Annotated in this window: 26 protein-coding genes; 10 read left to right on the top strand and 16 right to left on the bottom strand. The window is 59.0% G+C overall.

Annotated features, from left to right (window positions below):
• The first annotated feature begins 18 nt into the window (after positions 1–18).
• The 6 genes from B30_RS10955 (at position 19) to B30_RS10930 (ending at position 7,264) form a co-directional block, all read left to right on the top strand.
• Positions 19–1,521: a sugar ABC transporter ATP-binding protein gene (locus B30_RS10955; RefSeq protein WP_040402269.1), complete on the top strand. Its 1,503-nt coding sequence runs from the start codon at positions 19–21 to the stop codon at positions 1,519–1,521.
• A complete protein-coding gene (locus B30_RS10950; RefSeq protein WP_009572133.1) occupies positions 1,518–2,528 on the top strand; it encodes an ABC transporter permease in 1,011 nt (336 codons plus the stop codon). Before B30_RS10955 ends, B30_RS10950 begins: the two co-directional genes overlap by 4 nt.
• Before the next feature lie 70 nt (positions 2,529–2,598).
• Positions 2,599–3,450, top strand: a complete 852-nt coding sequence (locus B30_RS10945) for an FAD binding domain-containing protein (protein ID WP_009572132.1) — start codon at positions 2,599–2,601, stop codon at positions 3,448–3,450.
• A gap of 2 nt (positions 3,451–3,452) precedes the next feature.
• Positions 3,453–3,938, top strand: a complete 486-nt coding sequence (locus B30_RS10940) for a (2Fe-2S)-binding protein (RefSeq protein ID WP_009572131.1) — start codon at positions 3,453–3,455, stop codon at positions 3,936–3,938.
• Entirely contained in the window at positions 3,935–6,301 is a 2,367-nt protein-coding gene (locus B30_RS10935) for a xanthine dehydrogenase family protein molybdopterin-binding subunit (protein WP_009572130.1), read from the top strand. The genes B30_RS10940 and B30_RS10935 overlap by 4 nt, the downstream gene beginning before the upstream one ends.
• A gap of 126 nt (positions 6,302–6,427) precedes the next feature.
• Entirely contained in the window at positions 6,428–7,264 is an 837-nt protein-coding gene (locus tag B30_RS10930; RefSeq protein WP_198430605.1) for an XdhC family protein, read from the top strand.
• Positions 7,265–7,341: 77 nt separating this feature from the next.
• Here B30_RS10930 and B30_RS10925 read toward each other — a convergent pair whose 3' ends face one another.
• Genes B30_RS10925 through B30_RS10915 form a run of 3 tightly spaced genes read right to left on the bottom strand, consistent with a single transcriptional unit; the run spans position 7,342 to position 9,954 of the window.
• Positions 7,342–8,148 (bottom strand): ABC transporter permease, encoded by an 807-nt coding sequence (locus B30_RS10925; RefSeq protein WP_009572128.1) that lies wholly within the window; start codon positions 8,146–8,148, stop codon positions 7,342–7,344.
• Positions 8,141–8,950 carry an ABC transporter ATP-binding protein gene (locus B30_RS10920; protein ID WP_009572127.1) on the bottom strand — a complete coding sequence of 270 codons (810 nt, stop codon included), beginning with the start codon at positions 8,948–8,950 and terminating at the stop codon, positions 8,141–8,143. The genes B30_RS10925 and B30_RS10920 overlap by 8 nt, the downstream gene beginning before the upstream one ends.
• Positions 8,950–9,954 carry an ABC transporter substrate-binding protein gene (locus tag B30_RS10915; RefSeq protein ID WP_009572126.1) on the bottom strand — a complete coding sequence of 335 codons (1,005 nt, stop codon included), beginning with the start codon at positions 9,952–9,954 and terminating at the stop codon, positions 8,950–8,952. The genes B30_RS10920 and B30_RS10915 overlap by 1 nt, the downstream gene beginning before the upstream one ends.
• A 160-nt stretch (positions 9,955–10,114) precedes the next feature.
• On the opposite strand from B30_RS10915, the gene B30_RS10910 reads away from it, so the two are divergent.
• On the top strand, positions 10,115–10,801 hold the full coding sequence (locus B30_RS10910) for an isochorismatase family cysteine hydrolase (RefSeq protein WP_009572125.1): 687 nt from the start codon (positions 10,115–10,117) through the stop codon (positions 10,799–10,801).
• A gap of 50 nt (positions 10,802–10,851) precedes the next feature.
• A complete protein-coding gene (locus B30_RS10905; RefSeq protein ID WP_009572124.1) occupies positions 10,852–11,676 on the top strand; it encodes a carbon-nitrogen hydrolase family protein in 825 nt (274 codons plus the stop codon).
• Between the two features lie 22 nt (positions 11,677–11,698).
• Here B30_RS10905 and B30_RS10900 read toward each other — a convergent pair whose 3' ends face one another.
• From B30_RS10900 to B30_RS10890, 3 genes are read right to left on the bottom strand one after another with little or no spacing between them, the layout of a single operon-like run.
• Complete coding sequence (locus B30_RS10900; protein WP_009572123.1) at positions 11,699–12,742, bottom strand: DUF475 domain-containing protein; 1,044 nt, start codon at positions 12,740–12,742, stop codon at positions 11,699–11,701.
• Positions 12,743–12,790: 48 nt separating this feature from the next.
• The gene (locus tag B30_RS10895) at positions 12,791–13,840 is read right to left on the bottom strand and encodes a 2Fe-2S iron-sulfur cluster-binding protein (RefSeq protein ID WP_009572122.1); all 1,050 of its coding nucleotides are present in this window, start codon (positions 13,838–13,840) and stop codon (positions 12,791–12,793) included.
• Positions 13,841–13,847: 7 nt separating this feature from the next.
• Entirely contained in the window at positions 13,848–14,327 is a 480-nt protein-coding gene (locus B30_RS10890) for a GlcG/HbpS family heme-binding protein (protein ID WP_009572121.1), read from the bottom strand.
• Between the two features lie 350 nt (positions 14,328–14,677).
• Between B30_RS10890 and B30_RS10885 the strand changes: the two genes are divergently transcribed.
• On the top strand, positions 14,678–15,331 hold the full coding sequence (locus tag B30_RS10885) for a GntR family transcriptional regulator (protein ID WP_009572120.1): 654 nt from the start codon (positions 14,678–14,680) through the stop codon (positions 15,329–15,331).
• Positions 15,332–15,348: 17 nt separating this feature from the next.
• Here the strand turns inward: B30_RS10885 and B30_RS10880 are convergent, their stop codons facing one another.
• The 6 genes from B30_RS10880 to B30_RS10855 form a co-directional block, all read right to left on the bottom strand.
• Positions 15,349–16,098 (bottom strand): sulfite exporter TauE/SafE family protein, encoded by a 750-nt coding sequence (locus tag B30_RS10880; RefSeq protein ID WP_009572119.1) that lies wholly within the window; start codon positions 16,096–16,098, stop codon positions 15,349–15,351.
• Complete coding sequence (locus B30_RS10875) at positions 16,099–17,544, bottom strand: aldehyde dehydrogenase family protein (RefSeq protein WP_040402327.1); 1,446 nt, start codon at positions 17,542–17,544, stop codon at positions 16,099–16,101. It abuts the gene before it with no gap.
• A gap of 27 nt (positions 17,545–17,571) precedes the next feature.
• Positions 17,572–17,892 carry a 2Fe-2S iron-sulfur cluster-binding protein gene (locus tag B30_RS10870; RefSeq protein ID WP_009572117.1) on the bottom strand — a complete coding sequence of 107 codons (321 nt, stop codon included), beginning with the start codon at positions 17,890–17,892 and terminating at the stop codon, positions 17,572–17,574.
• A 61-nt stretch (positions 17,893–17,953) separates the two neighbouring features.
• The gene (locus B30_RS10865) at positions 17,954–18,247 is read right to left on the bottom strand and encodes a hypothetical protein (protein ID WP_009572116.1); all 294 of its coding nucleotides are present in this window, start codon (positions 18,245–18,247) and stop codon (positions 17,954–17,956) included.
• A 56-nt stretch (positions 18,248–18,303) separates the two neighbouring features.
• Positions 18,304–18,597 (bottom strand): 2Fe-2S iron-sulfur cluster-binding protein, encoded by a 294-nt coding sequence (locus tag B30_RS10860; protein WP_009572115.1) that lies wholly within the window; start codon positions 18,595–18,597, stop codon positions 18,304–18,306.
• Between the two features lie 52 nt (positions 18,598–18,649).
• The gene (locus tag B30_RS10855) at positions 18,650–19,381 is read right to left on the bottom strand and encodes a TenA family transcriptional regulator (RefSeq protein WP_009572114.1); all 732 of its coding nucleotides are present in this window, start codon (positions 19,379–19,381) and stop codon (positions 18,650–18,652) included.
• A gap of 289 nt (positions 19,382–19,670) precedes the next feature.
• Here B30_RS10855 and B30_RS10850 point away from each other — a divergent pair, with 289 nt between their 5' ends.
• Positions 19,671–21,137, top strand: a complete 1,467-nt coding sequence (locus tag B30_RS10850; RefSeq protein ID WP_009572113.1) for a gamma-glutamyltransferase family protein — start codon at positions 19,671–19,673, stop codon at positions 21,135–21,137.
• Positions 21,138–21,214: 77 nt separating this feature from the next.
• Here the strand turns inward: B30_RS10850 and B30_RS10845 are convergent, their stop codons facing one another.
• The 4 genes from B30_RS10845 to B30_RS10830 form a co-directional block, all read right to left on the bottom strand.
• Complete coding sequence (locus B30_RS10845) at positions 21,215–22,246, bottom strand: ABC transporter ATP-binding protein (protein WP_009572112.1); 1,032 nt, start codon at positions 22,244–22,246, stop codon at positions 21,215–21,217.
• The gene (locus B30_RS10840; protein ID WP_009572111.1) at positions 22,243–23,268 is read right to left on the bottom strand and encodes an ABC transporter ATP-binding protein; all 1,026 of its coding nucleotides are present in this window, start codon (positions 23,266–23,268) and stop codon (positions 22,243–22,245) included. Before B30_RS10840 ends, B30_RS10845 begins: the two co-directional genes overlap by 4 nt.
• Positions 23,269–23,296: 28 nt before the next feature.
• The gene (locus B30_RS10835; RefSeq protein ID WP_198430604.1) at positions 23,297–24,211 is read right to left on the bottom strand and encodes an ABC transporter permease; all 915 of its coding nucleotides are present in this window, start codon (positions 24,209–24,211) and stop codon (positions 23,297–23,299) included.
• 69 nt (positions 24,212–24,280) lie between these two features.
• Positions 24,281–25,201 (bottom strand): ABC transporter permease, encoded by a 921-nt coding sequence (locus B30_RS10830; RefSeq protein WP_040402266.1) that lies wholly within the window; start codon positions 25,199–25,201, stop codon positions 24,281–24,283.
• Positions 25,202–25,238: the final 37 nt, after the last annotated feature.

The following is a 25,238-nucleotide window of genomic DNA, read 5'->3' as shown; positions in this document are numbered from 1 at the left end:
CCCATTTGGAGGCCCACTATGCCCCGTCCCCTACTCTCCACCCACGGATTGACCAAGGACTACCCCGGCGTGCGCGCCCTCAATGCGGTGGATTTTGACCTGAATGCAGGCGAGGTTCATGTGTTGTTTGGCGAAAATGGTGCCGGGAAATCGACGCTGATTTCCATGCTCGCGGGCGCCACATCGCCCTCTGAAGGCGCGATTTACCTTGACGGTCATACGATGAATTTCGACACGGTGGCGCGCGCCAAATCCCATGGCGTCTATACTGTGTTTCAGGAATTCTCGCTGATCCCGACGCTGACCGTGGCCGAAAACATGTTTTTGGGCCAAGAGCCGCGCGCCGGATTTTTGATTGATCACGGCGAAATGCGCCGACGCGCACAAGAGATTTTCGACACGTTGGGCTTTGCCCTCTCCCCCTCGGCACAGGTCGCCTCCCTGTCGCGCGCCCAGCAACAGATGGTTGAAATTGCCAAGGCGTTTCACGGCGATCTCAAGGTCTTGATCTTGGATGAACCGACCGCCTCTCTGACCGACCGCGAGGTCGATCACCTGTTTGCCTTCATCCAACAGCAAAAGGCCAAGGGCGTTGGCATCGTCTACATTTCCCACCGGATGCAGGAATTCGCCCGCATTGCCGATCGGGTCACAGTTCTGCGCGATGGCGCGAAAATCGGCACGGTCGCCATGACGGATACAGATGAGGCGCATTTGGTCGAGATGATGACCGGACGCGCGATTGCGGAAATTTATCCGGTGATTGCGACCATGCCCGGCGAGGTCGTGCTTGAGGTCAACGGGCTGTCGACGCCCGGCGTGGCCCCCAGCAGCCTGAGCCTGCGGGCGGGTGAGGTTCTGGGCGTGGCGGGGCTGGTTGGCTGCGGCAAATCGCGGTTTTTCCGCGCCATGATGGGGCTGACCGCGCATCAAACGGGCACCGTCATCCTCAAAGGCCAGGACATCACCCATCTTTCGACCCGCGAGATCATCCGCCGTGGTCTGTATTACCTGTCGCCGGATCGCAAGGCCGAGGGGCTGGATCTGGCCAAGACCTCCAATGACAATCTCGGGCTGAATGTGGTGACCTCGGGCACCGCGTCCAAGCGCGGATGGATCACTTGGCGCGTGGTGCGTGAGCGGGTCGCAGAGATCGCGGATCGCGTCGAATTGCCCCATGATTACCGCACCAAATATGTCTCGCAGCTTTCGGGTGGCAACCAACAAAAGGTGTTGTTTGGCAAGGCCTTTGGCCAAGACGCCGATGTTTACATCTTTGATGAGCCGACCGTGGGCGTCGATATGGGCACCCGCGCCGCGCTGTATCTCAAGATCAAATCGCTGGCGGAGGCGGGCAAGGCCGTGGTCGTGATCTCCTCCGATCTGCCCGAAGCGATCAACCTGTCTCACCGTCTCCTCGTTTTTGCACATGGCCATGTCACCGCCGAATTGGCGCGGGCTGATGCCACCGAGGACACTGTTTTGAAACACTTCTTTGTTGAAAGTGAACCGACCCTATGACAACTGCACCCACATCTGCTGACACCTCCGGCGTTCTGCGCAAACTGTTTTTGCGGGTCGGCGTCTTGCCGTTCTTTTTGGCCATCGCTTTGGTGGTTTTCTCGTTGATGTCCGCGAAATTCCTGACCGGGCAAAACCTCGTCAATGTGGCGCGGCAATCGGTCTATCTGGTTTTGGTCTCCTTGGGACAGATGTTGGTTTTGGTCTCTGGCGGGTTTGATCTGTCGGTTGGCACCGCGATTGCGCTGACCTCTGTCGTCTCCGCCGTGTCGATGACATGGGCGGCGGGCGTGATGCCCGATGCGATCTGGTTGGCGATTTTGATCGGGATCGCGGCGGGGGGGTTCACCGCCCTGCTGGTGGGTCTCGTCAATGGCGTCGGTGTGGCTTATTTCGAGGTCTCGCCCTTTATCATGACGCTGGGTGTCTCCTCTGTGGGCGCAGGACTTGCGCTGTTTCTCACCGGGGGCGTGCCGGTGTCCGGCCTGCCCTTTGCCTTTGGCGACACGTTTGGCTTTGGCAAATGGTTCGGCGTGCCGGTCCCGGTGTTTATCGCCGCGATCTGTATCGTGGTGATGTGGCTGGTGATGTCGCGCACGCCTTTGGGCACACAGATTTACGCCGTCGGCGGCAATATCAAGGCCGCGCATCTCTCGGCCATCAACACCAAGCGCACTTTGATGGTGTCTTACATTCTCTGTTCGCTGATCGCGTCGCTGACCGGGCTGTTGCTGACCGCGCGGGTGGAAAGCGGCGAGGCCAATTTGGGTGGCTCGATGGCGCTTGAATCCATCGCCGCCTGTGTCATCGCGGGTGTCTCGCTCAGAGGTGGGATCGGCAAGGTGCAGACCGTGGTCCTGGGCGCGTTTTTCATCGTCATGGTACAAAACGGCATGAACCTCGCCCAGATCAGCTCCTACATGCAGATGGTGCTTTTGGGCGGGCTTTTGATCCTCGCGGTGATCTTTGACCAGATGCGTTACCGCATGATCATGCGCGGTCGCTAACCCCACTCTGTGCGCGGGCCGTTGCAGGCCCGCACGCCCTTGATCGACCGCTCTTACAAAGATGACGGACATGATGGAGATACCACAGCAGAGCCTGATCTCAGTGACCCGCGTTTCGCAGGCGCTCGATCTCCTGACACGTTTGGGAGAGACGGCAACCGTGATGGCCGGGGGCACATGGGTCATGCGCGAGGCGCGTGAGCGGACCTTTATATCGCTGGCAGAGATTCCAGACCTCACAGACATCACACTCGATGATCAGGTGCTGGTTGTGGGGGCGATGGCAACCCATCAGGACATATGCAACGCGGTGATCGGCGCGCCCGATCTGGCAGCGCTCGCCACGGCGGCGGGCAAATCCGCGACCCCCGCCATCCGCCGCATGGCCACTTTAGGTGGCAACCTATGCACGCGGGATTTTCACTCTGCGGACTTGGCCCCCGCCCTTCTGGCGTTGAATGCAAAGGTGACGCTTGAAACCTCCTCGGGCCGCGAGACCCTCTCGCTTGAGGATTACCTCAACACCCCTGTCGACAGGCCTCATATTCTGCACCACGTCACCGTGCCCCGCACTTCTAGACGTTCGGCGCATGTGCGGTTGATGCAAAGGCAGGCCGGGGACTATCCGCTTGCGGTGGTCAGCCTCTCGGCGGCAATCCACCCTGATGGCACGCTGCATGACCTGCGGATTGCCGTGGGGTCGGTCGAAGAGCGTGCGCGGCGCTGGCACGCTTTGGAAGCGCTGTGCGACGATCAAAAGATGACGTCGGACAGCATCCGCGCCCACGCCGCCGCCCGCGCATCACAGGACTTTGTGGGCCGTGACGCCGTGGATGGCCAAGGTTGGTACCGCCTGCGGGTGTTGCCCGCTTTGGTGGCACAGGCCGTCTCTGACATATCGCTGACCGCGCAAGGAGCCTAAATATGGTGCTGACTTTGATGATCAATGGCGACCCGGTCCCCTATCACGGCGATCCGCGCCGATCCTTGCTTGAGGTCCTGCGCGACGATTTGCACCTCACCGGGGCCAAGGATGTCTGTGGCGAAGGCTTTTGCGGCGCCTGTATCGTTCAGATCGACGGCGTACCAAAAGTGTCCTGCCTGCTGCCCGTTGGCCGCCTTGCCGGGGCGGAGATCACAACGATCGAAGGGGTGTCCAACAGTGAAACCCTGACTGCGGTTCAAAAGGCGTTCTTGGAATACGATGTCGTGCAATGCGGCATGTGCTTTCCCGGCATGGTGCTGTCGATGACGCATTTCATGGCGGAAAATCCGTCGCCCACGCGCGCCGAACTCAAATCGGCCATGACCGGGAATATCTGCCGCTGCACCGGTTACGAACGCATTATAGATGCGCTCCTGTCGCTTGGATCAAATGGTCTTGGCCCCGTGGAAGAGGTGCGCCCGTGACACTGCCCTACCCTCCCAATACTGCTGTGATGAACCTGCCTCGGCGGGATGCAAAGGACAAGCTGCTGGGGCGCACCCGCTATACCGTCGACGAGAGCAGCCACGGCATGTTGCACGCCGCTGCACGCCGTTCAGAGACCGCGTCGGGACGGATCGTCAAAATCGACGTCACCCCCGCGCTGTCCATGCCGGGGGTCAAAGCGATTGCAACACGTGAGGACGCGCCCGGTTTGCATGGGATCGGCATCGCCGACCATCCGCTGTTTGCAAAAGACGTGGTGCGCTATCATGGCGAACCTCTGGCCGTGGTGGCCGCGACCACCCTGGCCCAAGCGCGCGCCGCAGCCGCAGCCATTCTGGTCGAGATCGACCCGATAGCGCCAATTCTGACCATGGCGGAGGCGCTGGCCAAAGACGCGCCATTGATCCACCCCGATTGGGCCAGCTACGAGATTTTGCGCGAAGGCGCGGCACGCGGTGGCAATATCGCGTGGGAAGCCACGGTGGTGCGCGGCGACACCGATGCGGCCTTTGCTCGCGACGACGTCATCCTTGTGGAGGGCACCTATCGGGTCGGGCGTCAAAGCCATGTGCCGTTTGAACCGCGCGCCGTGGTGGCCGCCTATGAAGACGGGCGGTTTCACATTCACACCTCGACCCAAGTGCCATGGACCGTGCGCCATGTGACGGCCAAGATTTTAGGCGTACCCGAGGCAGCAGTCCATGTCACCGTGCCCGCCGTTGGCGGCGGGTTTGGGTTAAAATTCGATTGCTCTCTGGAACCCTTCGCCGCGATTTTGGCACGCAAAACCGGGCGCAAAGTGTCGCTGGTGAACTCCCGCCGCGAAGAGCAAATGACCTGTTTGAGCCGCGAAAATGCCGACATCCTGATCCGGTCAGCGGTGACCCCAGAGGGCGACATTGTCGGGCGCGAAGCCACGGTGTTGATGGATTGCGGCGCTTATGGCGGCGAACAAGTGTTCCTCACCACGATGACGGCGCATACGCTGGGCGGCAATTACCGGTTGGGATCGGTGAAAATCGCCAGTCAAGCGGTCTACACCAACACGCCGCCGAATGGGGCCTTTCGTGCCTGCAACGGCGTGTACAACACCTTTGCGCTTGAATGTCACACCGACGAAATCTGCAAGGCCATTGGCATGGACCCGGTCGCCTTTCGGCGGCGCAACGTGGTGGGAGATGGCGACATCGGCGCGACGGGACAGGTGTTTGAGGGTGACGTGCTTGGGCCGATGCTGGATCTGGCCATCGACACCTATGGGCCGCATGAGCGCGCGAAAAAAGGCCCCGATGGACGGCTTTACGGGCGCGCCACGACGGTTGGCACCTGGTTCATTTTTGTCGGCCCGTCAAGCGCCACGGTCAATCTCAACGTCGATGGCAGCGCCACGTTGGTCACCTCCGGCGTCGAAATCGGATCGGGCACCATGGTGCAATCCTTGCCGCAAATCGTGGCGGCCAATCTGGGCATTCACCCGGATGCGGTCATCGTCAAAACCGCGGATACGGATGCTTCCGGGCGCGATCTGGGCGTCGGCGGCGGGCGCACGACCGTGTCGATTGGCGCGGCCAGCCAAGAGGCCTGCGCCGAGGTCCGCTCCAAACTTTTGGCCGTCGCCAGCCAAATGCTGCAAACGCCGCAAGACGATTTAGTCCTCGCCCAAGGCCGGGTGGAAATCCGTGACCGACCCGGCTCTGGCACCACCATTCAAACCGTGATCGCACAGGCAGAGTTGGAGCACGGGCCGATTTCTGGCAGCGGGGCGTTTACCGCGCCGGGCATTCCAGCAATGCCGGGCTGTGCGGCGGGGCATTTCATCGATGCGATAGATATTCCGGTGTTTGCCGTGCATGATTGCGATGTGGCGGTCGACCCGGATACCGGCAAGGTCGAGGTCCTCGCCTACCGCGTCATCCAAGACGTCGGTCGGGCGCTGAATCCCCGCGCGATCCATGGTCAAATTCAGGGCGGGGTCACGCAGGGCATTGGCTACGCCTTGCATGAGGAAATCACGATCAATGCAGAGGGTGCGTTTGATCAGACCGGCTTTTCTTCCTACCGCATTCCGACCGCGCTCGACACCCTGCCAATCGACTATCACCTCTATGAGGGGGCACCGTCTTGTGGGCCTTTGGGCACGAAAGGCGCCGGAGAGGTGCCAATTTTGAACGTGGGTGCAACCATTGCCTGCGCTGTGGCCAATGCCATCGGAACCCCGGTGAACGCCCTGCCTCTGACCGCGCCTCGGGTGTTGGGGCTGATCGACGGTCTCAGTTCAGGTGTCGACCTGGCGCATCTGTCGCGCCATTGGCACGAGAATACGATTGCCTTTTCAGAGTGATCTGAGAGCGCGCGTAACATGGAAGCACCGATGCCCCGCCCACAGCACGCCCCCCTCGCGTCGGCACCGGGTTCGGTCGCGGACAGGACGCCGTTTTGTCCGCAAAAAACGGATCGCCCTCAGCATGTGTTGGAGTTTCTTTGCCAGGCGATGGAGTCGGGTCCGGCGGCGGCCTTGGTGCTTTTGGTCGGGATCGATGGTAGTGCCTCACGCAGTTTAGGCACCATTATGGCGGTGCGTGAAGACGGTGCCTATTGTGGCTACGTCTCGGGCGGATGTGTCGAAGCCGCGGTTGCGACGGAGGCCCTGTCCGCCCTTCAGACCGGTCAGGATCGCCTGATACGTTTCGGCAAGGGGTCGCCCTTTTTCGACATCACCCTCCCCTGTGGTGGTGGGCTTGAGCTTTTGGTGCATGTGTTGCGCGACGGCGCACCGATCCGGGATGTCTTGGCGCGGCTAGAGCGCCGTCAGACCGCGACACTGGTCTATGACAAAGACAGCGCGCAGGTGATGGCCGAACCGAGCACCGCCCAAACCGGGTGGCAGGACGCACGGTTTGTGACCCATTTCACCCCGCCCGTGCGGATCGTCGTCACGGGCGAGAGCCTTGAGGCTGAAGCGCTGATTGGGGTGGCGCAGGCTGCGGATGTGGGCATCACAAGAGGAGGTCGGCAGCACGGATTGGGCGAGATCGACGCCCAGACCGCCATCGCATTTCTGCATCACAGTGCGGAAGATGAGGAGCCGCTGCTGGCGCAAGCACTGCTAAGCGAGGCGTTTTATGTCGGTTGTCTTGGCGGCAGACAGACACAACACCGGCGGCGGCAAGGCCTCGCCGCTGCGGGGCTAAAGCAAAGTGCGATGGACCGGCTGCATGGTCCAATCGGTCTCTTTGGACCCGCGCGCGATGCGTCCTCGCTCGCCGTGTCCGTTCTGGCCGAGATTCTGAGCAAACGGGTTTAAGACAGGACCACAGGGTCCAAAACGGTGAAAAGGCGCGGGGATGACACATGCCCCCCGCGCCCCTTCCATAATGCAGTTCAGCGTGTCAGCAAGGCTTCGGCTTTTTGCACGACCAGATAGATGCCAACCGAAATCAGACTGAGGATTACAATGGCGGCCATCACCATATCCATGCGGAAAATCTGGCTGCCATAGACGATCAAATAGCCAAGACCAGCTTTGGACGCCTGAAATTCCCCCACAATCACCCCCACAAGGCTCAGACCGACATTGGCTTTCAACGTCGCCATGAAGGTGTGAACATTGCCCGGCAAAATCACCTTGGTCAGGATTTGCACCTGTCCTGCCCCAAGGGTTTTCGCCAGTTTGATCTTGTTGGGATCGCTTTGGTTGAACCCGGTGTAGAGCATCAGAATCGTGATGAACAACGCCACGGCAATGGCGACGGCATAGATCGACCCGGTCGGACCCAACCAGATGTAAAAGATCGGCACCAAGGCAATTTTTGGCAAGGCGTTGAGCACCACCAAGAAGGGATCAAGCACCCGTTCCAACATCGGCGACAACCATAAACAAATGGCGATCACTGTGCCGAGGATCATGGCGATGGCAAAGCTGATCATCACCTCCATCAGCGTGACGCCAATATGAAGCCCCAGTTTGCCCTGTGCAATCAGGTCCCAAAACCCGTCCCAAACGGCACTTGGGTAACTGGTGAGCATCGGATTCACCATGCCGTTGCGCGGCGCATATTCCCAGAGAGCCAAAAAGCCCAACAGCAAAAGCAGGCGCCCGACGATCACTTTTCGGCGGGCGCGGCCCTGACGTGCTGCCCAGTTTTGATAGGCGACGCTTGGCGTCGCGTTCGGGGTCGTGTCAGCCATCGGATTCCATCTCCGTCCAGATTGTGTGGAAATAGTCTTTGAACTCCTCCGCATCGCGCACCGCCATGCAGCCGGGACGCACCTCGCCCAAACTTGGGAAGGTGATCTCATGAATGTTTTTGAGCCGTCCGGGGCGCGGGCTCAAAACAATCACCCGGTCGGCCATGGCGATGGCTTCAGGGATGTCATGGGTGACAAGGATCGCGGTCTTGCCCTCGCGCCGGATGATCTCGCCGATTTCTTCGGAAATCGACATGCGGGTCTGAAAATCCAGCGCCGAAAACGGTTCATCAAGCAAAAGGATATCCGGCTCCATACACATGGTTCGCCCCAACGCCGCGCGTTGACGCATCCCGCCCGACAATTGCGTTGGACGGTGATGCAGGAACTGCCCAAGACCGTAATTCGTCAAAATCCGCTCGGCCCGCGCTCGTGCGGCGGGCATGTCCATGCCGCGAATTTCCGGCCCAAGCAGCGCGTTCTCAAGGATGGTGCGCCATTCAAACAAGCTGTCATGTTGCAACATAAACCCCACTTGCGGCGAAGGGCCTTTGACGGGTTTCCCGTCGATCAGCACCTGTCCCGAAGTCGTTTGCATCAATCCGCACAGCAGAGACAGCAACGTCGATTTGCCACAGCCGGATTGCCCGACGATGGAAATGAATTCCCCTTTGTTGACGGTGAAATTCATGTCACTCACGGCGTGGGTTTCGCCCTTGGTCGAAAAGTAATGCAGTTCGACGTTGCGAAATTCAATTTTGGGCGGCACCGCGAGGGGCCGCCCTGTGGTATCGCCCGTCATTATTGCGCACTCTGCGCAAAGAAACTGGGATCGACGACGTTTTCAAAAGCCACTTTTGTCTCAACGGCCAAAAGGCCGTTGTACATCAACATGTCTTGAAGGGCATCAATGGCCTCAGGCGCAACCGCAGGCGTGGTTTTCCAAACGCCTGCCGCACGGTGCCGCAGCACGCTTTGGGCCAACTCATCCAGACCGACGCCGGGGAAATAGGGCTGCAAAACCTGTGCAACATCGGCCTCCGGGGCCTCGGCAATCCAGGCCTCAGCCTTGGCGATTGCTTTGACAAAGCCCGCAACCACCTCTGGATGCTCGGCGATATAGGCTTCGCGGGCAATAAAGACCGTATAGTCGATGTCACCGACTGCTTGTCCGACATTGGTTTGGGCATACAGACCGTTGGCCTCAAGCGTGGTCACATCCGGTTCAAAGAAGGTGCCATAATCGGCAACGCCCGACATGAAGGCCCCCATCCGGGCGGGAATGGCAACGTTGGTGATGATTTCAACATCTTCGTCCGGGTTCAAACCGGCCTTTTCAAGCGCCGCGCGCAGGAACATCGCCGGGGACGAGCCTTCGCGCCAGCCCAGGATTTTTTTGCCCTTCAAAGAGGACCAATCAAAGTCGCCTGTCGCGGGGTCGTGCCCGATCAGAAAGGAGCCATCCGTTGCCGTCAGCCCGGCAATGATGCGAATTTTCTCAGGCGACTTTCCAGTCTCGACATAAAGCGTGGTCTCTGGCCCGGCGAGCGCAATGTCCACAGAGTTCGAGAGCAAGGCGGCCGTCACCTTGTCGCTGCCCTGACCGGCGATGAGATCAAAGGCGATGCCCTCTTCCTCAAAATAACCATTGCCGATCGCGACATAGAGCGGCGAATAAAACAGCGAGTGAATGACCTCCATGAAGGAGATTTTGGTCACATCTTCGGCGGCAGCCGGTGTGGGCAATGTCGTCAGCGTTGCCGCCGTGATGCCAGCGATAAAGGAAAGAGTGCGTGCGATTTTCATAATACCTCCTGTTGACGAGAGTGTTGTATTTTTTGCCGAAAGTGTTGTGATCTGGACCTATCGACTTGAATTGCAGTATACAATATACTGAACTGAGGTCACTAAAATACCCCAGCAAGAGCAAATAATTTGCGCACAAACCGACCATGGAGATCACAAAATGAGCAAAGTGCACCCGTTTGAGATGCCGGACTGGGCCGTTGAGCGCATCAACGCCCGCCAAGGTCGCCTGCATGTACACGATTCCCTCCCTGCGGATCGGACCGCTCTGGTCGTGGTCGACATGCAAAACTATTTTCTTGATCCGCAAAGCGGTGCCAGTGTGCCCAATGCACGGGCCATCGTCGGCAACATCAACCGGCTGGCCAAGGCGTTACGCCAAGCGGGCGGAACCGTGGTCTGGATCAGAACGCTCTACACCGAACAGGCGCTGGCCGAGATCCCGCATTTTCATCAAACCTTGCTGACGCCCGCGCGGTTCGAAACCCGTTGTGCCGCGTTGGAGCGCGAGGCCGAAGGTTCGCAAATTTGGCCTGCTCTTGATGTACGCGACGAGGATATGATCGTTGAAAAGACCCGCTATAGTGGGGTGATCCAAGGTGCAGGCGATTTGGAACATAGGCTGCGCGCGGCGGGTATTGAGGCGATTTTGGTGGGAGGAACCATGACCAATGCCTGTTGTGACTCCACCGCGCGGGACGCGATGATGCTCAACTTTCGGACAACTATGGTGCATGATGCCTGTGCCTCCCTGCGCGATGACGAACACGCCTTTGCCTTGATCAATTTCGCGCTGTTCTTTGGTGATGTGACGGATACGACTACATTGATTGAACGCTATAGCTGAACGAAAGAGAGGGGCATTTTGACCACGACACCTTACACAGGCAGCCCAACATGAAACTGGCGCTGTTTCAATCCGCGCCAGCCGACCACTCATTTGAGCGGACAGAGGCGCTTTTGCGAGAAGCCGCTGCCCAAGGTGCCGACGTGCTTGTGCTGCCCGAATTGTTTTTTCCCGGATACAATCGGCCCGATTTACATCACGCCGAGGCTCAGCCGATCGCGGGCGCTTGGATGGATGATCTGCGCGCGCGGGTGGCGGGCACGGGATGTGCGTTGGTGTTTGGTTGGGCCGAACGGTCAGGGTCAACAGTCTATAACGCGGCAAGCTGCATAGGTGCAGATGGCGCGATTTTGTCCCATTACCGCAAAGTTCAGCTTTTCGGTGACATGGAGCGTGCGAGTTTTACAGCGGGCGATCACCTATCCCCGACCTTCCAACTTGCCGGGCGCAGATGCGGGATATTGATCTGTTATGACATCGAGTTCCCCGGCCATGCTGCAACACTGGCGCGCGCCGGAGCGGAGGTCCTTTTTGTCCCAACCGCCAATCCCGCCGGCTATGAACACGTCCAAGACGTGCTGGTCCCGGCCCGCGCCCATGAAAGCCGCGGCTTTGTTGCCTATGCCAACTCGTGCGGCGCCGAAAACGGCATACAATTTGGCGGCGGATCGGTGATTGCCGGGCCCGATGGGCGCGCGCTGGCGCAGGCAGGTCGTGACGAGACGCTTTTGATCGTTGATCTTCCGAAACTCACAGACTATCCGCCAGAAGCCCTGTCGATGCAGGGGGCTGAGTTTCGCCCTGCCCCGATAAAATCCTGCCCCGATAAAATAAGGCGCTTTCTCGGGCAAGGGGACCCCGAAAAAGCGCCTTAGAGAGACCGTCAAGGGATACGGTCTATTCCGCCGCCGCCGGATGAACATGGCGTTTGTTGTAGCGCAGCGAAGAGACAAGCGAGAGCAGGATAAAGCCCGCACCGATCAGCCCGGTGATCACCTCTGGGATATGCACGAGGCTTTGCACGAACATCACGCAAGACAACACAAACACCGAATAGAACGCCCCGTGTTCGAGATAGCGAAACTCGGTCAGCGTTTCCTTTTCCACCAACATGATCGTCATCGAGCGCACATACATCGCGCCGATGCCCAGACCGATAGCGATGAGAAACAGGTTCTGCGTCAGGGCAAAGGCCCCGATCACCCCGTCGAAACTAAAGGAGGCATCCAGCACTTCGAGATACATGAACGCGCCGAACCCGCCCGCCGCCATCATCGGGCCACGATCAAGAACATGCCCGAGCGTTTCGACCGCGATAAAGGCCACCAGTCCCGCAATCGCAGCGACCAGAAATGAGCCGCGTTCCGCCTGATCAAGAAACCCTGAGATCAGCAAGACGATGAGCAACACCAAACCAATCGCCACTCCGCGCACGGAAGCCCATGTCCGCAAAAGATTTTCGAGCGGGCGCAGCCAATCGACCTCCTTGTCGGGGTCGATAAAATAGTTCAACGCCACCATCATCAAAAACGTCCCACCAAAGGCCGAGATCGACAGATGCGCGGCCCCAATCAGGCGCGCATATTCGGAGGGCTCGCTGGCCGCGAGGCGAATGGCCTCAATCGGACCAATTTTGGCGGCGATAGAAACAACAGCCAGCGGAAAGATGATCCGCATGCCAAAGACGGCAATCAGAATGCCCCAAGTCAGAAAGCGCCGCCGCCAGACGTCGCTCATATCTTTGAGTTTATTGGCATTCACGATGGCATTGTCGAAGCTCAACGAGATTTCCAGAACTGAGAGAATAACCCCAATTGTAGCAAAGGCGATCATGCCGGAGACCCGCCCGGTATAGGCCCAGCCGAGCCAGATACAGAGCCCAATCCCGATCACGGTGACGGCAAAGCTCCAGCGAAAATATTTGAATATGGACGAGGACATGGTGCCTCGATCCCCCTGTGTTGCGAGCGCGTGCAAAGGCGGCTCCGGTTACAGATTGTGAGCGAAGTGAAAGCTATCCACATAGATGTGGTTGACGCTCGCCCCGGCTTCAAGAAACCGCCCACGTGCCGCGCCGATCATCGCCGGCGAGCCGCACAGATAGAGCGCATGTTCTGACAGATCGGGCAGATCTTCGAGTACCGCATCCTGGACATAGCCTCGCCGCCCCGACCAGCTTTCTGCGGCACGCGACAGGACCGGAACAAAGGTGAAATCCTCCAACGCCGCGCCCAACGTGGCGATCTCATCGGCGAGGTAAAGCTCGCTTTCCTCACGCATCCCCCAATAGAGCGCGACGGGTGGACAGTCCGGATCACCCTTAAGCGCCGCAAGCATGGCGCGCAGCGGCGCGATGCCCGTGCCTGTGGCGACCAAAACGAGGGGGCGAAAATCATCGAGACGCAGGCGGAACAGCCCATGCGGTCCATGCAGCGCCACGACCTCCCCGCATTTGAGCGCCGGGACGATGCCAGCGGTGAACATTCCGCCGGGGATGGTGCGGATGTGCAATTCGATCATGGTCTCATCTGGGGCAGAGGCAATCGAAAACGACCGCGTGGCACCGCTCTGTGTGACCACATCCACATATTGCCCCGGAAGAAACGCCGGCATGCCGCCAACAGGCGACAACCGCAGCCGGGTGATGTCACCGCAAACCTGATCGACGGCCAAAACCTGAGCCGTGATTTGGGACGGTTCGGGGCGATCTGTTGGCATCAACGGCGCTTCGATCACGAGGTTGGTTTGCGCCCGCGCCTGACAGGCCAGCGCAAAACCACAGCCGCGCTCCTGGTCGCTCAATCCAATGGGATCATCCGCATAGGCGACACCGCCCGCCAAAACCCGTACCCGGCAAGAGCCACAGAACCCGGTCTTGCACTCATGGGCCAACTCAATCCCGGCGTTCAAAGCCGCCGCGAGCACGGATTCATGCGGTTGGACCGGAAAGGTCTTGCCGGTTTCGGCCAGGGTCACATGCAGAGCCGCAGTTTCCGACGTGCCCTCTTCGACTTTGTGAACTGCGCGAATGATAGTCATGATGGCCTCACTTTTTGATGTCGGCGGCGACAAGAACCTCATGCCCTTGCGGGCTCAAAAGATCGGACAGGGCTTGCAGCGCCGCAACGCCTGCGGCTGTGTCCTGTTCGCCATTGCCGCCCGACAGGCCAACGCCGCCAACGACCTCGCCATCGACGACAATCGGAAAGCCGCCAACGAAAACGGCGAACTTGCCATCAAAGGACAATTGGATACCAAAGGCCTCATTCCCCGGCAGCGCCGGACCGTTGGGGGCCTTGTTGAACAGATGGGTCGAACGTTTGTGCGTGGCCGCCGTAAAGGCCTTATTCCAACTGATTTGCGGGCCTGTGACGCGCGCACCATCCATACGTTCGATCAGGATCGGGAATCCCCCATCATCCGCGATGCAAATTGTTTCGAGCACCCCGATTTCTTTGGATTTTTCAACAGCGGCCGCGATCATCACGCGCGCCTCTTCGGACTGAAGTCTGAGGACAGTTTTCAATGGATCATCTCTTGAGTTGTGCGATTGTAACTTTTATTTTGTATACTGTTTTCAAAAATAGCCCGCTTATGCAACATATTTTTAGCGAAATACGCCAAATAACTCTTCATATGTCATTTTTTAGTATACCAAATGATATATGTTTCAAAAGCAAACGCCAGACAGGACACAGATCACCTCTGTCCTGCGGATGAAAACCGCGATTCCCGCCGGTTACCCCAAGCCCTGCCCAGGACCCGATCATGCCGCCTCACGACTTGGCAAGCCGCTTTGCTATCTGGTATACAACTTCATGAAACGCGCGCGGCCCACCCCGACCGCGCGCCACAAAAGAGACGGCAGGACAACAGATGACAGTGGCTCTGGGAGACGCGCACACACCATTGACGAAAATGGTCAAGGATGCGCTACGCCAACGGATTTTGAACGCCGAATTCGAAACCGGCGCCCGCCTTGTCGAAGGTCGGATTTCCGAGGAAATGGGCGTGTCGCGCATGCCCGTGCGCGAGGCGTTGCGGGAACTGGCCGCCGAAGGTCTGGTCAAGATCATTCCCCGGCGCGGGGCGACCGTCTCGATGCCCGCGCCCGATCAGAAAATGGAATTGATCGAAGTGCGCGCGACGCTTGAATCGCTCAATGCCAAGCTCGCGGCCAAGCGCAAAGACCCAGAGCGGATCGCCGAATTGCAGCGTGTTCTTGCGGCGGGCGAAAACGCCATCGAAGAGGGTGATTTTAGCCAAATCAGCGCCCATAACGACGCGTTTCACACCGCACTTGGTCAGGTGTCGGGCAATGCGACCCTTCAGGACCTGATCCGCACGCTGCGCGACCAAACCGCGATGCTGTTTAAGCAAGATGACCCGGTGAAAGTGTCAAAGAGCTGGCAGGAGCACGCCGACATTCTGCGCGCGGTGATTGCCGGAGACGAAGAACTTGCAGCCCTTTTGGCGGCGCGCCACGTGTATAATTCGGTCGACACGCCGGAGGCGACAGACGAGGTCTAAGGCCCCGCAGATCCACCTCAAAATGCCGCCCGCAGCAAAAGCCCGACCGCGCTGAGGGCGGACAGCCCCAAAAGCACATGACGGATCGCGCCTTTTGGCACATGCCGCGCAAGGTGTGTTGAAACGGTGAAACCCAAAAGCAGCGCAGGCAGTAACAACAGACCCAACAGCAGTTGATGTAGGCCAAAGCGCCCCACCGACGCCAGCAACAGCAGCGAGGTTGTCGCACCAAAAAAGAAGGTGAAATTCAGCGTCGCCCGCAAGGTGGCGGGGGCCGCGTTTTGCATGACGATCGCGTAGGGCGGCGCGCCCGAAGAGGTGATCGTGCCCATAATGCCCGACGTGATCCCAGCCGCCCCCAACGTGCGCCAATTGGCAACGATCCTCAGGCCACTATAGCTCAGCGCCACGCCCAATAAGATCAGCACCGCGAAGAGAATGTAAAAGCTTGTCGCACTCAACAGTGTCATCACGGCCACGGCGATGAAATTGCCAATCACCCGGCCTGTGATCATCATGCCCGCCGATTTGTAATCGATCGCGGAGCGTTCGCGCAGAACCACCATGACCGACAGGCATCCCCCCAGAACCAGCAGCGGGCCGGGTGCCATTTCCGGGAAAAACAGCGCCGACAGCGGGGCCGAGAACATGGCAAAGCCCAAGCCCCCCACGCCTTGGAGAATGGCGGCGACAAAGACCATCGCCACCATACCCAAGACATGCAGGGTTAATAGATTTCCACCGACCAGATCGTGGACAAATTCCATTCAGCCCCCCAGGTAGACGCTTTTGATCCGGCTGTAGAAGTCCATCACATTGGCCCCGCCTTGCTCTTTCGCGCTTTGGTTGGAGGAATGTTTGAACCCGCCGAAGGGGGCGTTGAGCGCCACACCCGTGGTCGGGCTGTTGACCTTGACCACACCGTGCTGGGTTTTCTGCGCAATTTTGAGAATGGACGCCATGTCATTGGACACAAGGGAAATGGCCAGACCGTATTCGGTATCATCGGCGATTTCGATCGCCTCATCGACGCCATCCACGGCACGCACAGCCACGACCGGCGCGAAAATTTCGTCGCGCAACAGGCGGCTGTCCGCAGGCACGCCGGCAATCACGGTTGGACGGATAAAGAAGCCATTGGCCAGATCGGCAGAGGCCTCGGGCAAGCCGCCGGTGGTGATCCGCCCGCCTTCCTGCTTGGCGATGCCAAGGTAGGCTTTGACCTTATCAAGCTGCGCACTGGTGGCCAGCGGCCCCATATTGACGCCTTCGCGCGTGCCTGCACCGATGGTGATCCCAGCAGCAGCCACCGACAATTTCTCGACCAGCGCGTCATAATGGGTGCGCGCCACAAGCACGCGGCTTGTGCCGGTACAGGCCTGACCCGTCAGACCAAAAGCGCCGCGCCGAATGATGTCCACCGCGCGATCCAGATCGGCATCTTCCAACACAACAGTGGCGTTTTTGCCGCCCATTTCCAACTGACACCGGGTATCTGTGGTCAAAGCGGACGCGATTTGCATCCCCACCCCGTAAGATCCGGTAAAGGTCAGCGCGTCGATCCCCGGCGTCGAGGTGATGGCCTGGCCCACGGTAGCGCCGCGACCGTGAATAAGGGCGATGAGGCCTTTTGGCAGCCCCGCATCCAACAACACCTCAACTAGGCGCTGACCCATCAAGGGGGTCATTTCGGACGGCTTAAAGATCACCCCATTGCCCGCCGCAAGCGCAGGCGCGATTTTGCGCGCCGCCATCGACAGCGGGAAATTCCAAGGCGTGATCACAGCGACAACCCCCACAGGCTGGCGCAGCGTCAGTGCGATTTGCCCCTCAGGCATCGGGAAACTTTCGCCCTTCAGACGCAACGCCTCCCCCGCATAAAACCGAAAATTGGCGGCGATCCGGCTGGTTTCATTGCGCGCCTCGGTGAGGGTCTTGCCCTCCTCGCGGGTCAGTTCCGCGGCGATGGCGTCAATGCGCGACGAGATAATATCGGCCGCTTTGTAAAGCACATCCGCCCGCGCCTCCGGGCCTTTGGCGGCCCATGCCGGCCACGCGGCGGACACGGTTTCGACGGCGGCGGCCACATCCTCCATCCCGCCATTCGGAAACAGGCCGATGAGGTCGGTTTGGTCGGCGGGATTGCGGTTTTCAAACGTCTCGCCGGAGAGGGCCGGAACCCAGTCCCCGCCAATAAAATTGAGATAAGACATGTTTGCCCCTTGTGTCGCGCCGCCCATTCAGGCGCGCTTTTGCGTTTCTTTTGAAGGGGTTTCACCCCAAGACACTTTCACATCGCCACGCACGAAGGTCTGGCAGGCCATGCGAAACCCATTGGCCACATCTTCGTCGGTGAGATGTTTGCGCTCTTTGGCTTTCACGTCGTCGGTATGCTCCAACCCCTCGACCACTTTGCAGCGACAGGTGCCGCAAAATCCGCCGCCGCATTTGAACGGAATACCGCCCTTTTCGCGCAGCGAGGCGCGCAAAAGATTGCTGCCCGCATCGACAGAAATGGTTTTGTTGTCGTTGGGAATAAAGGTGATGTTGATCTTATCCATGGCCTGTCTTTGTGCGTTCTATGATTTGGTCAGGCGACCGGGGGAGACGATTTGGCGCGGCTCACACGGCGCGCAGCTCGATATCCATGCTGCCGAAATGGGTCAGAACATTCAGTTCCGCCCGCGCCTCTTCGACCGTGTCAAAGGACTCGAACATTTTGCACGGCACCTTGTTGACGATATGCGGCGGCTCGTCTTCGACGATGGTGATGCGGTCGGCATCGACGATCTCGGCAATGGTGAAATTTGCGCGCTTGCGACCATAAAAAATGTAATCATAGGATTCGATGAGCACGACGCCATCGCCCATGATTGTGCGGAATTCATCGGGTTTGGTGGTCAGAATGACATACATGAGACAGCCCTCGGCAAGGATAAAGGAAGCACCGCCCCTTGGGGCGATACAAAGACTTAGACGTCTTGTGCGAGTTCGATATCTTCGGTGACCCAGAGCTGACACGCGAGGCGGTAGCCCTCGTCCAATCGTTCACCAAGTTGGCGTTTCTCTTTCCAGTTTGGCGGCTCCAAATGGTCCGCCCCGGCCAGAATGCGACAGGTACAGGTCGAGCATTTGCCCATGCCGCATTTATAGGCCAGATTGGGGAACGGAAACTTACGGATTCCGGCGCTGACCACAAGGTTGGTTTTAGGCGCAACGTCGCCCTCAAACACCTCGCCGCCCTTGTGCAAGATAACTTTTGGCATGAGATTTTCCGGCTGGGAGAGGCGGGCCGAAACCCACCTCTCAGGGGTCAGATCAGGCGGCGAGGCCCAGGTCGGAGAGCGGGATTTCTGCGCCCACATACTCATTATAGAGTGCCGTGGTATAAAGCAGACGCATCTGCGCGCCGATTTCACAGATTTTCAAACATTTCTGCTGAAGCTCATAGGTGCGGGCGTGTTCCAGAACGATCTGATAGCCGCGCTCGCCGTGGATTTCATCAGAGACGATGTGCAGATCGAAGAATTCGACCTCTTCGTCGGTGAAACCGTATGTGTCGCGCAATGTCGGAGTTTGCTTGCGGTAGATCGACGGCACCTGGCTTTCGAGACCCACAACAAGGCCCGCGATGGCAACGATCGGATCTTCGCGCATCGCCACAGTGTAGCACCACGCCTGAAGTGCACGTGTGGTGGCGGTCATGTTGTCCGGGTTGAGGATGCGCGCGCGATTTGTGCCACAGGCTTCGCCAAAACGGATCAAAAGATCGGTGTGACGATCTGCCGCCAGCTCTTCTTCATACATGTTCTGAAGCATGAAATCTTTGGCTTCTTCGAACTCTGCGGGAAGGCGTGCGTAGACATATGCGAGGTATTCGGCGAAGGGGCCGACATAGTGATAATGGTTTTCACACCAGCGCGCGAGATGGTCGCGCGACAGTTTTCCGCTCGCCCAAGCAAGGCTAAACGGGGACGCGTTGGCGGTGTTGCCCTTGATGGCTGTTTCGAGGGCTGTGCGTAGTTCATCGGGATTCAGGACTTGGCCCATTTCCGTCTCTCCGTGTTGGTTTTTATCTGTGCGGGACCCTGCCGACACCAGCAGATTGCAAGAGTCTTTGAGCTCCTATAGTCACCATACTGTATACCAAATTTAAGGTCTACAGCTTATTGCACGATGATCCAAAAAGTTAAAATTTACTCATCACCATGTTTTTAATGTATTTTTTAATTTTATGCAAAAATAACACTCACTGTTAGAAATACAAATTACATACTTTTTTGAATTTATATGTCAGATTGCCGAGAGAGAATCTCCGACACAAGGACGTCACCCCACCATGACCAAAGCCCCCGCCCCGACCGCCCTCAAAAGCGCGACCGAAGCCGTCGCCACCGGACATCCGCGTGCTGCCGCTGCCGCCATGGCGATGCTCGCACGCGGCGGAACCGCCGTTGATGCCGCGATTGCGGCGGATGCAGTGCTTGGTGTGGTGGAACCGATGGCGACCGGGCTGGGCGGTGACAGCCTTGCCATGCTGCTGCCCCCCAATGAGGCCCCGCTGACTTATAATGGCACCGGGTGCGCGCCGATGGCGCTGACCCCCGATCATGTGAGAGCCTTCCCAGATCAAAAAATCCCCGAACGCCACCCCTATTCGGTCACCACGCCCGGTCTGGCACGCGGCTGGGGGGATTTGCACGCCCGTTTTGGTCGCCTGCCCTTTGCCGATCTGCTCGCTCCTGCGATTGAGCTTGCGCGCGATGGTTTTGATGTTGCGCCCGTTTGCGCGCGTGAATGGGCGATTTTTGCGCATATCATTCAAAACGACCCGGCGTCGAACTTGATATATCACGGCGCGAACATCCCAAAGGCCGGGGACCGTTTTGCCAATCCCGCATTGGCGGATCTTTTGGCCTCCATCGCTACCCACGGCCCGGATGCGTTTTATAAAGGTGTGGCGGCAGAGGCGATCGAACGAGCCGCACGGGCGCGCGGCGCGCTTTTGACCGTCGAAGACCTTGCCACGCATGAGGGCTTTTTTGATGTTCCGGTGCGGCGCATGTTCAAAGGCATCGAAATTCTCGAATGCCCGCCCAACACCCACGGCATCGGCGTGCTCAAGGCGCTTGAGACACTCGACACACTGGACCTGCCGATGGACGATCCTATGAGCATGATCGAGGTGGTCAAAGCCACCCGTGACGGCATGAAATACGCTCGCAACACCGTCGCCGATCCGTCCGGCGATACCGTATGCACCGCCATTGTTGATCGCGAGGGCTTTGCCGTCACCCTGATGAGCAGCGTCTTCAAACGGTTTGGATCGGGCATTGGCGTGCCGGAACTGGGCATTTGCTTGCAAAACCGCGGCCACGGATTTTCCGCACCGGGGCATATCAATGGTGTGGCGGGTGGCAAGCGGCCCTACCATACCGTCATCCCGGCGGCGGCGCTCAAGGATGGCGCGTTTCATGCAGTCTTTGGCGTGGTCGGCGGGTTGATGCAGCCGCAGGGCCATATTCAGCTGATGCTGCGCGTGGCGGCATGGGGGCAAGACGTGCAAGAGGCGATCAATGCGCCGCGCTGGCGACTTGAAAGCGACACGCGCATCGCCCTTGAGCCGGGCAGTGATCCGGCCTTTGCCACGGCGCTCAAAGCGGCAGGGTTTGAGGATGCGACGGGCGCGGGTGAATTGGGCGGGCGCAGTGACTTTGGCGGGGCGCAATGCGTCGTGCGCGCGCCCGATGGCGGGCTGATCGCCGGGTCGGACCCACGCAAGGACGGCACGACATTGGGGCGCTAAACCACAAGAAACCAAACCATTAAAAACCAAAAGGGGCGCTCCAAGGGGCGCCCCTTTTATGATCCGTGAGACCAATCTTACGTCATTCCAACATGCCAACAGGCGGCCCAATGCCCCCCCTCATGTTTGGCAAAAGGCGGCGCTTCGCGTTGGCAATGCCCGCCAGCCTTGTCACAGCATTTTCGATACCGACACCCGACCCCATCAAAGGCTAAGGTCTGGGTCGGCAGGGTCTTGGGCGCATTCACCCCGCCGTTGCGACGATGGCTTGGATCGGGCTCCGGCACCGCAGACAACAACACCTTGGTATAGGGATGTTCCGGCGCCTCATAGATTGCGTCTCGACCCGCCATTTCCACCATATGCCCGCGATGCAGAATCGCGATGTCATGGGAAATATGGCGCACCACGGACAGGTCGTGGGCGATGAAAACATAGGTCAGCCCCAATTCCTGTTGCAAATCCTGCATCAGGTTCACCACCTGCGCGCGCACCGACACATCCAGCGCCGAGACAGGTTCGTCGGCGATGATGAGCTGCGGTTTGAGCGCCAGTGCCCGCGCGATGCCGATGCGTTGCCGTTGGCCACCGGAAAAACTGTGCGGAAACCGGTCGATGGTCTCCACGGGCAGGTTCACCAAGCGCAACAGCTCGACCACCTGATCGCGCGCCTCGTCGATGGAGGACACCAGACCATGCACCAACAGAGGTTCAGCAATGAGTTCAAGCACCGTCATCCGCGGATTGAGGCTGGTGTAAGGGTCTTGGAAAATGAGCTGAATGTTGCGGGTCAGACGCCGCAGCGCCTCACCTTTGACGGCCGTGATATCCTTGCCCTCAAAAAACACCCGCCCGTTCGACAAGGGCAGGCGGCGCATGATCGCACGGCCCAGCGTGGACTTGCCGGAACCGGACTCGCCGACAAGGCCAAGCGTCTTTCCACGCGCCAAATCAAAGGTGATATTGTCGAGCGCCTGGACCTTTTTCGGTGGCCCCCAAAGGCCTTCGCGTGGACCATCGAAGGTCACGCACAGCCCGCGCACCGATAAAATCGGCGGCTCGGATGGCACAGGTTGGGCGGGGTTGAATCGGTTGGATAAATCGGTCATCGGGCATGGACCTCCGTGGTTTTCGCCACATCTGCCCAAGCCGGAAGTGAGGGCGTCCAACAGGACACCGACCCGCCCGCTGGCGTTTCTTGCCGGGCGGGTTTGGTGTCGCATTGGCGTGACGCGACCGGACAACGCGACTGAAACGCGCAGCCTTTTGGCGGGTGCAACAGGCTCGGCGGCGCGCCCTCGATGGACACGAGCCGATCACGACGATCGTCCAGACGCGGGGTCGAGCGAATGAGGCCTTGGGTGTAAGGATGTTCGGCCTGCTCAAACACGGTGGCCGCACTGCCCGCCTCGACAATCGAGCCCGCATACATCACCGCTACCCGCTCACATAGCCCGGCCACGATGCCAAGATCATGAGTGATCAAAACAATGGACAGCCCCATGGATTTTTGCAAATCGGCCAAAAGATCAAGCACTTGCGCCTGAATGGTCACATCAAGCGCGGTGGTCGGTTCGTCCGCGATCAAAAGCTCCGGCTCACAGGCGATGGCCAGAGCGATCATCACGCGCTGGCGCATCCCGCCGGAAAACTCATGCGGATATTGCGCCATACGGCGGCGCGGTTCGGTGATGCCAACGGCCTCCAGCAACTCTACCCCGCGCGCAAAGGCTTGGGGTTTCGAGAGCTTCATATGCCGCCGCAATACCTCAACCAGATGCGCGCCGATGGTCATCAGCGGGTTGAGCGAGGTCATCGGATCCTGGAACACCATCGACAGGGACTTGCCGCGTAAACTGGCCGCCTTTTTTTGCCCTTCCGGCGTCAAAAGCGACTGGCCTTTCCAAAGAATATCCCCCGAGACGATAGATCCCGGCAGGCCAATAAGCCCCATGACAGCCTGCGCCGTCACGCTTTTGCCGGAGCCACTTTCACCGACCAGCGCCAAAGTTTCCCCCGGCATGACCGAAAAAGAAACCCCGCGCAGGCCCTGAACGAGACCCGACATTGTATCGAATTCCACATGAAGATCGCGGACTTCCAGGATGGGAGTGGGTTGTGCGTATGCCATTTTTTTCACTTTCCGATCTGATCTGATGTCAGGTCTTTTTTGCGCGCCGCATTTTGGCGGCACGGCCACGGGCGTAGCGTTTTTCACGTTCGGCAGGTTCCGTCGTGACGCGCAGCCAGTTGGCGAAAAGGTTGATTGAAAGCACCGTCATCGCGATGCAAAGCCCCGGGAAGGTGATCGGCCACCACGCGATCATCATGTAGTTTTTGCCACCCGCTACATCGAGGCCCCAACTTGTCGCCGGGGGTTGCACCCCGAGACCCAGAAATGAGAGCGCCGCTTCGGCCAAAATAATGTTGGTGAACTCAAGGATCGCCAGCGTGAGGAGCGGCGAAATCAAGTTTGGCAGGATGTGTTTGAGGATAATCCGCGCGCTTTTGCAACCAACGACCTCTGCCGCTTCGACAAAGGGCGTTTGGCGCAGCGACATCACGATCCCACGCACGACGCGGGTGTAGATCATCCAGTTGGAAAAGGTCAAAACGATGATGATCGTCGCGGTGGATGGCCCGATCACGGCGACCAAAAGCAGGGTCAAAAGCAGGCCCGGAAAGGCGACCTGAACATCGACGACCCGCATGATCAACGCATCGGTCAACCCGCCTTTGTACCCCGCCAAAAGCCCGGCCATGACGCCGAAAGACCCGGCCAGCGCCACAACGGACACGGAGACCAACAAGGACGAGCGCGCGCCAAACAAGAGCCGAGAAAGAATGTCGCGGCCCAGCATGTCGGTGCCAAGCAAATGGCCGCTGACGCTGCCCTCCATCCAAATCGGCGGTTTGAGCCGGGCCAACACCGATTGCGCCGCCGGATCATGGGGTGCCAGCAGAGGCGCAAACAGGGCGGCGAGCACCAAAAGGACGAGAAAGGCAAAGCCGGTAAAGCCCGCCTTGTCCCGCCACAGCTCTTTGAGAAAGCGCCCGAGGGGTGCGACTGACATGAGAGCCCCTTGTATCATGGAGGGTGTCGTGGAACGGTCAGACATCGAGGATGAGGTGATTGTCATGGGTCAAGCCTCCTTGATCCGTGGGTCGATCAGTTTAAACAGCACATCGAGCCCAATATTGACCAAGACGATGCCGACAGCGACGACAAAAACGATGGCTTGCAGTAAGAACAGATCGCTGTGGTTGATCGCCTTCATCGCGGTGAAGCCAAGGCCAGGCCAGGCAAAAACCGTCTCGACCACCACCGTGTAACCCGCCCATGCGCTGATCACTTCCCAGCCGACGAGCGTTAAAACCGGCACAAGCGCGTTGCGCATGGCGTGTTGAAACAGCACCCGGCCAAACGGCATTCCGCGCGCTTTTGCGGTGCGTACATATTGTTGGTTCAACTCGTTGATCACCGAGGAGCGCACCAGCATCATGATCCGCGCCATTGAGGGTACCGCCAACGTGATCGCCGGAAGGATCATATGGGCGAGTGAGCCGGAGCCAAAGGTCGGCACCCAACCAAGCCCCACCGCGAACACCATGATCAGCAAAAGCCCAAGCCAGAATTGCGGCACGGACAGCCCCGTCAGGCTCAGCCCGACAACGACACGGTCAAACAGACCATCCGGGCGCACGGCCGCCAAAGCGCCAAGCGGAATACCAACCACCGTCGCCAGCAACAGCCCCACCCCGATCAGTTCGAGGGTTTTGGGCAGTTTTTCAAGCACCACCTCAAGCGCCGCGCGGCGCTGCCACAGGCTTTCGCCAAAATCAAACCGCATTAGATCGCCAACAAAACTGATGAACTGCGCATCCAGCGGGCGATCCAGCCCGAATTGTTGCTCAAACGCGGCGCGTTGTGCATCCGTGGCCGACAGCGGCAACATCACTTGCGCCGGATCGCCAATCATTCGGGTTGCGACAAACACCACAATCGTTACGCCAAGCACCACAAGGAATCCCTGAAGAGATCGCCTTAATATGAACGTCCCCATGAGTCCGCTCCATTCCTGAAAATTGCGAGGGGCAGAG

It is taken from the genome of Celeribacter baekdonensis B30 (assembly GCF_000299875.1).
Lineage (GTDB): Bacteria > Pseudomonadota > Alphaproteobacteria > Rhodobacterales > Rhodobacteraceae > Celeribacter > Celeribacter baekdonensis_A.
Note: the sequence above shows the minus strand (reverse complement) of the source record. Positions and strands in the feature narration are given on the sequence as shown.